The organism is Mesorhizobium sp. B2-5-4 (assembly GCF_006441095.1).
Taxonomy (GTDB): domain Bacteria; phylum Pseudomonadota; class Alphaproteobacteria; order Rhizobiales; family Rhizobiaceae; genus Mesorhizobium; species Mesorhizobium salmacidum.
The window spans coordinates 184,388-197,289 of sequence record NZ_VFUR01000003.1 but is presented as its reverse complement, the minus strand read 5'-3'; the positions used below and the strand labels follow the sequence as shown (position 1 = coordinate 197,289).

Here is a 12,902-nt window from a genome sequence, read left to right as displayed (position 1 = left end):
AGCCGCTAGCTTGGATTAATTATGCGAGCTGAAGTCGGGGATTCGTCCATGCAGCGATTCGAGAATGCAAGCGAGGCGGCACTGGCGCTTCGCCCGGACGACCCGGTCTACTGCTTCCGCCCGCAGGTGCTCAAGGCCGACGCCTTGCAGTTCATGGGCATGTTCCCCGGCAAGACCGCCTACGCGGTGAAGACCAATGGCGAGCAGATCGTGCTGAAGACGCTGGTCGAGGCCGGAGTCACCGCTTTCGACGTCGCTTCACCAGGCGAGTTCGCCGCCGTGCGCGCCGTCTCGCCCGATGCCGATATGCTCTACATGCACCCGGTCAAGGCGCAGTCGGACATCAAGCTGGCGCTGGAAAAATACGGCATCCGCGTCATTTCGCTCGACCATGAGGACGAGATCACCAAGCTGACCCGGGTGGTGCGGGCGCTCGATATCGACCCAGGCGCGGTCAGCGTCTTCGTGCGTGTGCAGACCAAGGGACATGCCGCCTACGAACTGTCGAAGAAATTCGGCGCCGGGCCGGCCTATGCGGTCGAACTCGCCGAGCGGCTGAACCGCACCGGCTATAGGGTCGGCCTCTGTTTCCATGTCGGCAGCCAGATCGAGGATCCCGACACCTATGAGCGGGCACTGGCCTCGGCCGACTGGGTGCGTAACCGGCTGACCTTCGACATCGCAGGGCTCGATGTCGGCGGCGGCTTTCCGGCCGAATACGGACACGATCCCAACCGCAAGCAAATCGAGATGCCGTCGCTCGGCCAGATCATGTCGCGGCTCTCCGGCGACCTGAAGGAATATCAGTTCGACCAGATTCCGCTGGTGGCGGAGCCGGGCAGGGTCATCGTGGCGCGCTGCCTGTCGCTGATCGTGCGCGTGCTCCTGCGCAAGGGCAAGCGGCTCTACATCAATGACGGCATCTGGGCGTCGCTGTCGGATTCATGGACCGGCAAGATCACGCTGCCGGCACGCTTCATCCCCGATCCGGCGATCCGCGCGCGCAATGGCGACGAGAACAAAATCGTGCCGTTCAAGGTGTGCGGCGCGACCTGCGATTCTGTCGACATCCTGTCGCGGCCGTTCTGGCTGCCGGAGACCGTCGATACCGGCGACTGGATCGAGATCGGCCATATCGGCGCCTACTCGCTGTCGCTCAGGACTCGCTTCAACGGCTTTTATCCCGACACGTTCGTCGAGGTGACGACGCCCTTCGACGAGGGCGACGCGCCGCAAGGGTTTGCGAGCCTGGAGACGATGGCGGATTAAGCCACGCCACCGCCGGCCTGGATGTTCTCGCCAGTCAACCAGCGGGCCTCCTCGCTGGCCAGGAATACGGCAACGTCGGCGACATCGCGCGGCGCACCAATCCTACCGAAGGGCGACATGCCGGCCGCCACGGCGCGATCGCGCTCCGGCAGCAGGTCCGTGTCGGTGAAGCCTGGCGATAAGCTATTGACGGTGACGCCGCGTGGACCAACCTCGCGCGACAGCACGCGCACGAATTGTTCCACGGCGCCCTTGCTGCCGAGATAGAGTGCGGTGTGGGTGAAGAACATTTTTGTCCCGCCCGTGGAGACCGCGATGATGCGACCGCCGTCCCGCACACGGCGAGCGGCCTCCTGAAGCGTGAAGAACGTGCCTTTGGCGTTGGTATCGAAAACAAGGTCGAAATCCGCTTCACTGGCCTCGACCAGCGGTTTGATCACGGCGACGCCGACATTGGCGACGACGATGTCGAGACCGCCCAATTGGCTTTCTGCTTCGTCGAACAAACGGCGGACGTCGGAGACATTTGAAATGTCGGCCTGGATGGCGATTGCCTTGCCACCCTTGCTGATGATGGCCGCCACAACATCGTCAGCGGCCTTGGCATTGTCGACATAGTTGACGGCGACGCTGGCACCGTTGGCGGCGAGCCCTTCGGCAATGGCGCGGCCGATGCCGCGCGAACTGCCGGTGACGATCGCGGTTTTGCCCTGAAGCGTTTGAGACATGATCAATTCCTTTCGACCGTTCGTGACCGCGCGATGTGGCTTCCACGGTCGAAAATAGGCCGAAGCTATTGATCGTATAATGGGCTATTATCTGACCTGCCTGTTAAGCCTGGGATACACAATGCGCGGGTCTGAATTTTCCGAACTCAAGGCATTCGCGACGATCGTGGAGGAGGGCAGTTTCATCCGCGCTTCCGCCAGGCTCAGGATTTCGCCGCCGGCCCTCAGCCAGACAATCCGGCAGTTGGAGGCACGTCTCGGTGTCCGCCTGCTCAATCGCACGACACGCAGCGTATCGCCGACCGCGGCCGGCGATACGCTGTTCACGCGGCTTGGCCCCGTTTTCAGGGAGTTGGAAGGCGCGGTCGCCGATATTCATGCCTCGCGCGATCAGCCGGCGGGTTCGCTGCGCATCAACGTGCCGCGCGTGGCCGCGATGCGGTTCATTGCGCCGATCCTGGGCGATTTCCAGCGCGTCTATCCCGATATCAGCCTGACGGTCATCGTCGACGACATGCTGACAGACATTGTCGAAGGACGCTTCGATGCCGGCATTCGGCTCGGCGAGCGGCTGGAAAAAGACATGGTGGCGGTGAAGCTGAGCGGGGACCTGCAAATGGCCGCGGTGGCCGCTCCCGCCTATCTCGCGGGACGCAGCACGCCTCGTCATCCCGGCGATCTGCACCAGCATCGCTGCATCAACTTCCAATGGCCAGGCGGCGGCAACATCTACCGATGGGAGTTCGCGCGTGGCAAAAGGGTGCTGGAAATCGCGGTCGAAGGCAGGCTGACCGTCAACGACACCGACTTGCTGCTCAACGCGGTGCTGAGTGGTGCCGGTATTGCATACATGATTGATTATCAGGTCCGTCCCTGGATCGAGAACGGTCAGCTGGTCCGGTTTCTGGAGGCCTGGTCGCCCAGCTTCCCCGGCTTCTATCTGTACCATCCGAGCGTGCGGCATGTGCCGCCAGCCTTGCGGGCGTTCATCGATTTTGTGCGGGAGAGGAAGGGAGTGTGTGGTGGGTAGCTTGCCTATCGACCCTCGCTTATAACTTTCCCAGCAGCTCCGGCGTCGGCCAGCCATCCACCGGCAGGCCTAACCGCATCTGCTCCTTGCGGATGGCTTCGCGGGTGTTGGTGCCCAGGATGCCGTCGACCGTGCCGACGTCGTAACCCCTGGCCTCGAGCTTCGTCTGCAACGCCTTCATCTGCTCGTTGTCGAGACCCGGCTCGGGATTGCGCGGATCGAGCGGCGGCGTGCCGGCCAGCCGCGCGGCAAGGTTGGCCGCGGTCAGCGCGTAGGTGAAGGACTGGTTCCATTCGAGATAGACGTCGAAATTGTCGTAGGTGAGGAAGGCCGGACCCTTGCGGCCCATGGGCAGCGCCAGGCCGGCCTTCAGGCCCTTGTCGATCAGCGGCGAACCGTCGGGGTTGGTGACGCCCCACTGCGCCCACTGTGTCAGCGGCAATTTGTTGGTGCGGCCGGTCTGGTCCCACGGCATCTCGTCGGGCACGCGCACTTCCTGGATCCAGGGCTCGTCGCGCTTCCAGCCGCGCGACAGCACCTTGTTGCCCGTGGTCATGATCACGTCCGGCACGCTGTTTCTAAGGTCGATCTCGCCGTCGCCGTCGCCATCGACGCCGCGCGCAAGATAGTCGGACGGCAGGATCTGCGTCTGGCCGATCTCGCCGGCCCAGGCGCCGGTGACATCGGCCGGCAGCACGCCGCGATCGATCAGTTCCAGCAGCGGCACCAGTTGCTGGCGGAAAAGCTGCGGGCGGCGGCAGTCATGCGACAGCGTCACCAGTGCGCTCAGCGTATGGAAGTCGCCCTGCACGGCGCCGAAATCCGTTTCAAGCGCCCAGAAGGCGGTGATGACAGGCGCCTGCACACCGAACTGCTGGTCGGCGCGGGCGAAGACATCGGCGTATTTCTTCATGTTCGCCGCACCTTGCTTCAGCCGGTAGGCAGAGATCATGCGATTGGAAAATTGGATGAAGGTTTGCGTGAAGACGCCCTGCGCGCGGTCGCGCGCCAGAGCCCTCTCGTCGATCCTGGCGTCCTCCAGCGCATCGAGACCGACGGCGCCGACACCAGCCGCCTTGGCTTCCGCCGCCACGCCCTGTTTCCAGGTTTCGAAATCGCCGCCGCATTCCTGCGCCATCGCCGGCAAGGCCGTGGCGCACAAGAATAGCGCCGCGAGGGCTTGGGAACGCAGTCGCATCAGCTTCCTTTCGAAACGAAGAGGGCATTATCGTGCTAGGGCATTATCGTGCCTAGAGCCCAACGCCCTGCGGTTGCACTCTTACCGCTGGCAGTGTCGAAAAGCAGGCGGCAGGCCCGGTGTCAACGGGTCTTCTGCCGCGGCCCCTCTTCCAGGCGGGTTCGCTGCCGTTGCCACGGCGTCAACGGGTCTTCTGCCGCGGCCCCTCTTCCAGGCGGCTTCGCTGCCGTTGCCACGGCGGCAACGGGTCTTCTGCTTCAGCCCTATTTGAGGCGCCCTTGCTGCCGTTGCCACGGTGTCAACGGGTCTTCTGCCGCGGCCCCTCTTCCAGGCGGCTTCGCTGCCGTTGCCATGGTGTCAACGGGTCTTCTGCCGCGGCCCCTTCTTCCAAGTGCCTTCGCTGCCGTTGCCACGGGGTCAGCGGGTGTTCTGCCGCAACCATTTATTCCAGGCGGCTTCCGAGCCGTTGAAGACGTTGATGTCGGACTTGCCGGTCATGCCGGGGACGATGCCGGTTCCGGTGTACTGCCAGAAAGTGAAGGGGTGGCTGCCATATTTCTCGCGCGGGTGCCCGGCGACGGAGCGCAGCCAGTAGGGATAGCCGCGGAAGCTCGACAGTTCGTTGTCCTCGAAGAAATCGACCGAGGTGTAGATGATCGGCTTCTTGCCATAACGCCGCTCGACGATCTCAAGGAAGGTGGTCATCTCAGCGCGCACCGTGGCTGGGTCGGGGCGCAGGTGGCAGGTCGGCGAGTTCGGGTTCCATTCCATGTCGAGAACCGGAGGCAATGCGGAGCGGTCGACGGGGACATTCTGGATGAACCAGCGCGCCTGCACGGCGGCGGGCGTGCAGAAATAGAAGAAATGATAGGCCGCGCGTGGAATTCCGTTGGCTTTCGTGCGCGCCCAGTGCTCGCTGAAATATTCATCGAATCGGTCGCCGCCTTCGGTTGCCTTGATGAAGGCGAAGGAGATACCGCTGGCCTTGGCGGTCGGCCAGTCGATCGATGTCTGGTATTTGGAGACGTCGGTGCCATGGACGGCATAGTTCCACGGCGCGCCGCTGTCCCACTCATGCGGCTTGGAATCGGCAAAGCGCGGCGCGCGCACGGCCACCGTCGGACTGCTCGACGCGGACGGCGACAGCGGCGAGAGATCGTCCACGGTCGAGCAAGCGCCGAGCAGCGTCAGCATGAAAAGGACCGCAAGACGGCGCATCGCAACTTCCAAGCCGGAATCAGCCGGTCGCTGATGGGTCTGTGCACTTGATGGCCGAAGTTGGTCTGGCCCCTCCAGGCGATCGCCCCACGCATCGCCCAGCCTATTCGTTTTTCGTGCATGTCGTCGTCGCAAAACCGCTGCGCACTTTGGGCGACATGCATCCCTGTGATCGCCGATCATGGTTGATATCTGGTTTATGGCGCTCGACAAGAAGCCCGATTTTGCGGAAGCAATGGCGGCAATTCGATGACATAAACGTCAGGCGAGTGTCTGGGAGGCAATGGATGCGGATCATCGTCAAGATCGTCAAATGGCTGCTTGGCCTGATCGTGCTGGCTATCGCCGCGCTGGTTGCCTGGCTCTATTTCGCGCCGCCGGAACTCATCCGCGTCGGCTCGGGCTATTCGGCCAAGATCGTCTGCTCCAACGTCTTCATCGCCGGGCGCGACCCCAACGAGGTGCTGGCCGTCGATGTGCAGGCGCCCGGCCATCCGCTACTGCGCTTGATGCGGGTTTCCGTCGACAAGAACCGGGGGACGGTGTCGGCCGGCCTGCTTGGTTTCCTCGGCAAGAGCGAGGCGGTTGCCCGCGACGGGCTGGGCTGCGCCTCGGTTCCCGACGGCGATGTCGGCAAGGCGCGGCGCACCGCGGTCTATGCCGAACCCGCGGCAACAAGCCAGGATGCGCTGTGGCCCGAGGGCGAACGGGTCGATGCCTCGCAGAACCCTGAAATCTTGAAGATCGTCGCGGACAATGCGATGGCCGGCACCGGCATGCGCGCGATCGTCGTGGTCAAGAACGGGCGGGTCGTCGCGGAACGCTATGGCGACGGCTTTTCGGTCAAGACGCCATTGCTCGGCTGGTCGATGACCAAGACGGTGAACGCCGCCATCGTCGGCACACTGATCAGGGACGGCAAGCTGGCGGTCGACAACAAGGGCCTGTTCACGCCCTGGAAGGTGGATGGCCGCGCCGCGATCAGCCTTGCCGACATGATGGCGATGTCGAGCGGCCTGGAGTTCAACGAAGACTATGGCGACGTCGCCGATGTGACGCGCATGCTCTACCTCGAACCCGACATGGCGGGTTTTGCCGGCTCCAAACCCCTCACCGGCGAGGTCGGCAAGGTGTTTTCCTATTCCAGCGGCACGGCGGTGATGCTGTCGCGCCTGTGGCAGGACGCGATCGGCGACAAGGCCAAGGCATTGACGTGGCCGCGCATGGCGCTGTTCGAGCCGCTCGGCATGCACAGCGCGGTGCTCGAAACCGACGAGCAGGGCACTTTCGTCGGCTCGTCCTATCTCTACGCCACGGCGCATGACTGGGCCCGGTTCGGCCAGTTCCTGCTGCAGGGCGGGGTATGGAATGGCAACCAGATCCTGCCGGCCGGCTTCGTCGATTGGATGCGTGAGCCGGCATCCGCCTCGAAAGTCTACGGCAAGGGCCAGTTGTGGATCGAAGCACCGGGCGACGAGGAAAACCCTGGTGCCGGCGTCGCCGCCGGCCTGCCGAAGGACACTTACTGGATGGAAGGGCATGACGGGCAGACCGTCGCCATCATTCCATCCGAGCAATTGGTGGTGGTGCGGCTCGGGCTAACGCCGGCCAAGCTCAATTATCGGCCGCAGGCGTTGGTGGGGGCGCTGGTGAAGGCGCTGCATTAACTAGCTCCGTGGCCCGATCACGGCTAGCCAGGCATAGCCACGATAAAGCGTGCGAAAACGGAAGGTTGCGCCGGTTCGCTCGGCTTCCGATTCCAGAACGTCGCACAGGGATTCGCGCGGCGTGACGTGGAATTTTTTCAGCCAGCCGCGCAGCAAGGTGCGAAACCAGCCCGGCAAACCTTCCTGCTGGCCGAAATCGACTATGTGCAGCGAGCCCGTCGGGGCCAGCGCGGCAAGTGCTGCCGAGACCGTCTTCTCCCAGCCCGGGATCATCGATAGCGAATAGGATACGAAGATGCGGTCGAACCGTTCGACGCCATAAAGCGCCTCTGAATCGAAATCGGTGGCGTCGCCCCTTGCCAGCGTGACGCGATCCGAGAGGCCTTCGCGGTCGATTGCCTTGCCGGCCGTTTCCAGCATTTCGGCCGAAATATCGAGGCCGAAGAAACGGGTGTCGGGATAGGCGCGGGCGGCGAGGATGATGTTGCGGCCGGTGCCGCAGCCGAGCTCCAGAACGGTGCCGCCTTGCGGCACGTCCAGCCCCGCGATCATCCGGTCGCGGCCGAGCAGGTAGTATTTGCGGGTCAGGTCGTAGATATGGCGCTGCCAGCGGTAGACGCCGTCCATCAGTTCGGCATGGCTGGCCGGCAGCTCCGTCGTGCTCATGCCGCGCGCTTCACATAGAGGTGGAAGCCGCCATAGATGGCGGAGCGGTCGCGGGCCGAGAATTCGCGCGATGCTTGGTTCTGATAGTCCCACTGATCGAGCAGCGATGTCGAGACGCGCCCCGGCAGCAGACTCGGCTCGGCGGCGGTGCGGAAGATGACGCGGGCCCCGGCGGAGGCGGTGCGGGTGATCTCCAACCACAGCGCGTTGAGCTGGTCGTCGGTCATCCAGTCCTGTGCGTCGAGCAGGATGAAGCGGTCGACGGCGCCGGCATCCTTGCCGGCGAGGAATTCGATCAGGTTGGCATGGTGGATGGCGACGCGGTCGATATTGCCGCGGATGGTCTCGTAGTTGCGCTTTTCCAGATAGGCGGGCAAGGCGGCCTCGCCGGGCTCGGGATAGCGGCGGGCGAAAGCCTGCCAAGCGAAGTAGTTATTTTCCAAAGGGAAATCGCAGGCGAGCTTTTCCAGCCGGGCCTTCAGCACGCTGGCCATGGTGCCGTCGCCGGAGGTAATCAGCGAGTCATACTGCGCCGGAGGGATGCCGAGGCCGAACAGCGAGGCTTTTCGCGACGTCGCCCATTTCAGAAGCTTCTTGTCGAAGACCGGCGCCAGCTCCTCGTTGAAGAAGCGGCGCTGTTCGCCGATGTTCCTGGCTTCCATCATGCGGGCCGGGTTGACGCCGAAGAATTTCGCCGTGCGGTGGCCCATGGCGATGAACAGGCCGAGCAGGCCGGTCTGGTAGAAATTGCGGTCGAAAACGCCAATGCGCCTGTTGCCACGCCAGTTGCGGCGCTCCCAGTAATGACGGCTGACCGGATCGAGGTGCGGGGCGATGAAGCGATCGTAGGCTTCGGAATTGTGGCTCATGTCCGCCGCACCGAAGAAACGGAACAGGTCACCTTGCGAAGGCAGATGGCGAACCGCCTCCAGCTTCATGCGGTTCAGCGCGATGTGGGCCGCGTTGAGATCGACGGCGTCGATCTGTGCCGGCGAGCGGGTAAGGTAGGCGAGGATGTTGCAGCCGCCCGACGCGATTGTGACGACGCGGTGGCCCTGGCCAAGCTGCATCGCCTCCATGTCGACGTCAGGGTCTTCCCAGATCTGCGGATAGACAAGACCGGAAAACAGGAAGGCAAACAGCCGCTCGGAGATGCCGGCTTTCGAAAGCGCGCGGTTCTGGTAGACGGCTTTTCCAACTTCCTTGCCGCGGCGAAAAACCAGATCCGAGGAGACGTCCGTCATGGCAAAGTGATTCCCCATTTGCTTTGCCGCAAGCGGGTAACGCAGGGTCATGACAGGCCGGTGACAGCCTGTTGACGCCTTCTTTACAGCGTACCGAACCCGCCCGGCGTCGGCGTGGTCACGATGACGGCCTCACCGGCGTCGAGCACGGTCTGATCGCAAGCCTTCAGCACGTCGACCGTGCCGTCGTTGCGGCGCACCTTGGTCGAGCCGACCTCGCCGTCGCCGCCGCCGTCTAACCCTTGCGGCGGGCGGTTGCGGTGCGAGGACAGGATCGCGCATTCCATCTTCTCGAGGAAGCGAATGGTGCGTTTGGTGCCGTCGCCGGCGTTCCATTTGCCCTTACCGCCGGATCCCTGGCGGATGTGAAAATCCTCCAGCACCACGGGGAAGCGCAGTTCCAGCACCTCCGGGTCGGTGAGGCGCGAATTGGTCATGTGGGTGTGGACGCCGGAGGTACCGGCAAAGCCGCGGCCGGAGTTCATATGGCCGGCCGGCGAGCCGGAGCAGATCGTCTCGTAATACTGATACTGCTTGTTGCCGAAGGTCAGGTTGTTCATCGTGCCCTGCGCGTTGGCCATCGCGCCCATGGCGCCGAACAGGGCGTTGGTGACGTGCTGCGAGGTCTCGACATTGCCGGCGACGACGGCGGCAGGGTAGGTGGGCTTGAGCATGCAGCCGTCGGGAATGACGATATTGATCGGCCTGAGGCATCCCGCATTCATCGGGATCATGTCCTCGACCATGACGCGGAACGCATAGAGGACCGCAGCGCGGGCGACCGGCTCGGGCGCATTGAAGTTGTTCTTCATGACAGGCGACGTGCCGGTGAAGTCGACGGTCGCCTCGCGTTTTTGCCGGTCGACGGTGATCTTCACCTTGATGACTTGGCCGGTGTCGGTCGGATATTCATATTCCGACGTGTCCGGCAGCCGCTCCAGCACGCGGCGCACGCTCTCGGCCGCGTTGTCCTGCACATGGCCCATATAGGCTTCGACGACGTCGAGGCCGAAATGCCCCACCATCTTGCGAAGTTCCGCCACGCCTTTCTCGTTGGCGGCGATCTGTGCCTTCAGATCGGCGATGTTCTGGTGCGGGTTGCGGGCTGGGTAGCGGTGGTCCGTGAGTAGCGTGTGCAGCTCCTTTTCGCGGAATTTTCCGCGGTCGACGATGCGGAAATTGTCGAACAGCACGCCTTCCTCGTCGACCGTGGTGGCGAGCGGCGTCATCGAGCCCGGCGCGGTGCCGCCAATGTCGGCATGATGCCCGCGCGAGGCCGCCCAGAAGAGAATGCTTTTCCGGGCATCGTCGAAGACCGGCGTCACCACGGTGATGTCGGGCAGATGCGTGCCGCCATTATAGGGGGCGTTCAAGGCAAAGACGTCGCCGGGATGAATGTCGCCGGAGTTCAGCCGGATGATGGTTTCGACTGAACGGTCCATGGAGCCGAGATGCACCGGCATGTGCGGCGCATTGGCGACCAGCGCCCCGGTGTGGTCGAAGACGGCGCAGGAAAAATCGAGCCTTTCCTTGATGTTGACGGAGTAGGCGGTGTTCTGCAGCGTCACGCCCATTTGCTCCGCGATGGACATGAAGAGATTGTTGAAGACTTCGAGCATCACCGGATCGGCCTCGGTGCCAAGGGCAGCGGCGCGCGCTTTCTTTTCCGTACGGCGTATGACAACGTGATTGAGGTTGGTGATTTCGGCTTGCCAGCCCGGCTCGACGACGATGGTCTGGTTCGGCTCGATGATCAAGGCGGGCCCGGCGACCAGATTGGACGGTCCGAGGGTCTCGCGACGGTAGACGCCAGCTTCACGCCACCGGCCTTCCGTGTAGATGCGCCGGGTATCGGAAGTGGCTGACTTGACCCTTGCAGGTCCGGCAGGCGCAAAGGCCCCGGCGCTGGTCTGGCCGGTTTCGGTGCCTTCGACGCCGACGGTCTCGACGATCATTGGCTTGTCGTCATAAACGAAGCCGAATTGTGCCTTGTGGGCGATTTCGAAATCGCGCCTGGCCTGGAAGATCGAGTCTGCCTCGAAATTCACCGGCAGTGCCGTGTCAGTGCCGTCATAGCGAATGTGCAGTACGGGCCTGGTGGAAACCGAGCCCTCGGCGATGCCTTGCGCCGCCAACTCCGCGATCACCGCCTTTTTCAAGGTGGCGATGAGGCCGCCGATTTCTGTTCTGGATTCTTCGGCGAGAGGCTTCAGCAGCGCCTGCTGGCGCGAGGCAAAGATCGAGGCCAGGCCGATCCCATAGGCCGACAGCAAGCCGGAGAAGGGATGGATCAGCACCGCCTCCATGCCGAGCGCGTCGGCGACCAGGCAGGCGTGCTGTCCGCCGGCGCCGCCGAAACAGTTCAGGAGATATTCGGTGACGTCGTAGCCGCGCTGCACGGAAATCTTCTTGATCGCATTGGCCATGTTCTCGACCGCGATGGTGACGAAGCCTTCGGCGACCGCTTCCGCCGAGCGGCCGTCACCGATCCCGGCGGCAAGAGCCGTGAATTTCGCGCGCACGGTTTCCGCGTCGAGCGGCGCGTCCTGGCCGGGGCCGAAGATCGACGGGAAGAAATCGGGCCGCAGCTTGCCCAGCATGACGTTGGCATCGGTGACGGCCAGCGGGCCGCCGCGCCGGTAGGCGGCGGGGCCGGGATTGGCACCAGCGGAGTCCGGTCCGACGCGGAAGCGGCCGGCCTCGTAATGCAGGATCGAGCCGCCGCCGGCGGCGACGGTGTGGATGCGCATCATCGGCGCGCGGACACGCACGCCGGCGACCTCGGTGTCGAAGGCACGCTCATAATCGCCGTCATAGTGGGCGACGTCCGTGGACGTGCCGCCCATGTCGAAGCCGATGACCTTGTCGAAACCGGCGAGCTTCGCCGTCTCGACCATGCCGACCACGCCGCCGGCCGGGCCCGACAACAGCGCGTCCTTGCCCTGAAACATGTCGGCGGCGGTGAGGCCGCCAGAAGACATCATGAACATGAGGCGAGGGGATTCGTCGTTTTCTCCCGCCGCACCCAGTTCTCCCGCCACCCGTTGTACGTAGCGTGAGAGGATGGGTGACAGATAAGCATCCACCACCGCGGTGTCGCCGCGGCCGACCAGTTTGATCAGCGGCGAGACCTCGTGGCTGACCGAGACCTGGCCGAAACCAAGCTTGCGGCAGACCTTGGCCACCGCCTTCTCGTGATCAGGATATTTCCAGGCATGCATGAAGGCGATCGCAACGGCATCGATGCCATCGGCTTTCGCTTGTTCTATGGCCGGCCGGCAAGCTGATATGTCGAGCAACCGTTCGACGCAGCCGTCGGCGAGCACACGCTCGTCGATCTCGATGACGCGCTCGTAGAGTTGCTCGGGGAGGATGATCTCCTTGGCGAAAATGTCGGGTCGTGCCTGGTAGGCTATCCTGAGCGCATCGCGAAACCCCCTGGTGATGAGCAACAAGACGCGGTCGCCCTTGCGTTCCAGAAGGGCGTTGGTGGCCACCGTGGTTCCCATCTTGATGTCGCCGATCAGGCCGGACGGGATCGCGGCGACCGTGTCAAGGCCGAGCAGGTCGCGAATGCCTTGAATGGCGGCGTCGGCATAGGCTTCGGGATTCTCAGACAGCAGCTTGCGCGGATGCAGCCCACCTTGCGGGTCACGGCCGATAATATCGGTGAAGGTGCCGCCGCGATCGATCCAGAAATCCCATTTCGCGGTCATGCGGCTGTCTCCGGTATTCCATTTCCGGTGTCGTTGTTAAAGCGCCGAAGCGTCGGCAGCAATAACGCTTGCATGCCATTGATGTTACAGGTGGAAATGCAACGTTACGAAACCCATGGCAATCTCGGGCATTTGTGTCTCGACCGTTCACCGCAACGTGAACGTG

9 protein-coding genes are annotated in these 12,902 nt (G+C 63.5%); 3 read left to right on the top strand and 6 right to left on the bottom strand.

Annotated features, from left to right (window positions below):
* Positions 1-48: 48 nt before the first annotated feature.
* Positions 49-1,269, top strand: coding sequence for an alanine racemase (locus FJ492_RS05505; RefSeq protein ID WP_140768881.1), 1,221 nt, complete (start codon positions 49-51; stop codon positions 1,267-1,269).
* Here FJ492_RS05505 and FJ492_RS05500 read toward each other — a convergent pair.
* Positions 1,266-1,997 (bottom strand): SDR family oxidoreductase, encoded by a 732-nt coding sequence (locus FJ492_RS05500; RefSeq protein ID WP_140502393.1) that lies wholly within the window; start codon positions 1,995-1,997, stop codon positions 1,266-1,268. The genes FJ492_RS05505 and FJ492_RS05500 overlap by 4 nt on opposite strands.
* Before the next feature lie 79 nt (positions 1,998-2,076).
* On the opposite strand from FJ492_RS05500, the gene FJ492_RS05495 reads away from it, so the two are divergent.
* The gene (locus FJ492_RS05495; RefSeq protein WP_348641903.1) at positions 2,077-3,027 is read left to right on the top strand and encodes a LysR substrate-binding domain-containing protein; all 951 of its coding nucleotides are present in this window, start codon (positions 2,077-2,079) and stop codon (positions 3,025-3,027) included.
* A 19-nt stretch (positions 3,028-3,046) separates the two neighbouring features.
* Here FJ492_RS05495 and FJ492_RS05490 read toward each other — a convergent pair whose 3' ends face one another.
* Together FJ492_RS05490 and FJ492_RS05485 are read right to left on the bottom strand one after the other, a co-directional pair.
* The gene (locus tag FJ492_RS05490) at positions 3,047-4,225 is read right to left on the bottom strand and encodes a lytic murein transglycosylase (protein WP_140747509.1); all 1,179 of its coding nucleotides are present in this window, start codon (positions 4,223-4,225) and stop codon (positions 3,047-3,049) included.
* Between the two features lie 417 nt (positions 4,226-4,642).
* Positions 4,643-5,443, bottom strand: coding sequence for a GH25 family lysozyme (locus FJ492_RS05485; RefSeq protein WP_140502396.1), 801 nt, complete (start codon positions 5,441-5,443; stop codon positions 4,643-4,645).
* 287 nt (positions 5,444-5,730) lie between these two features.
* Here FJ492_RS05485 and FJ492_RS05480 point away from each other — a divergent pair, with 287 nt between their 5' ends.
* Positions 5,731-7,110 carry a serine hydrolase gene (locus FJ492_RS05480; protein ID WP_140768879.1) on the top strand — a complete coding sequence of 460 codons (1,380 nt, stop codon included), beginning with the start codon at positions 5,731-5,733 and terminating at the stop codon, positions 7,108-7,110.
* Here the strand turns inward: FJ492_RS05480 and FJ492_RS05475 are convergent, their stop codons facing one another.
* Genes FJ492_RS05475 through FJ492_RS05465 form a run of 3 tightly spaced genes read right to left on the bottom strand, consistent with a single transcriptional unit; the run spans position 7,111 to position 12,736 of the window.
* Positions 7,111-7,776 carry a class I SAM-dependent methyltransferase gene (locus FJ492_RS05475; protein WP_140768877.1) on the bottom strand — a complete coding sequence of 222 codons (666 nt, stop codon included), beginning with the start codon at positions 7,774-7,776 and terminating at the stop codon, positions 7,111-7,113.
* Positions 7,773-9,071 (bottom strand): DUF3419 family protein, encoded by a 1,299-nt coding sequence (locus FJ492_RS05470; RefSeq protein ID WP_140768875.1) that lies wholly within the window; start codon positions 9,069-9,071, stop codon positions 7,773-7,775. The genes FJ492_RS05475 and FJ492_RS05470 overlap by 4 nt, the downstream gene beginning before the upstream one ends.
* 32 nt (positions 9,072-9,103) lie before the next feature.
* The gene (locus tag FJ492_RS05465) at positions 9,104-12,736 is read right to left on the bottom strand and encodes a hydantoinase B/oxoprolinase family protein (protein ID WP_140502401.1); all 3,633 of its coding nucleotides are present in this window, start codon (positions 12,734-12,736) and stop codon (positions 9,104-9,106) included.
* Positions 12,737-12,902 lie beyond the last annotated feature (166 nt).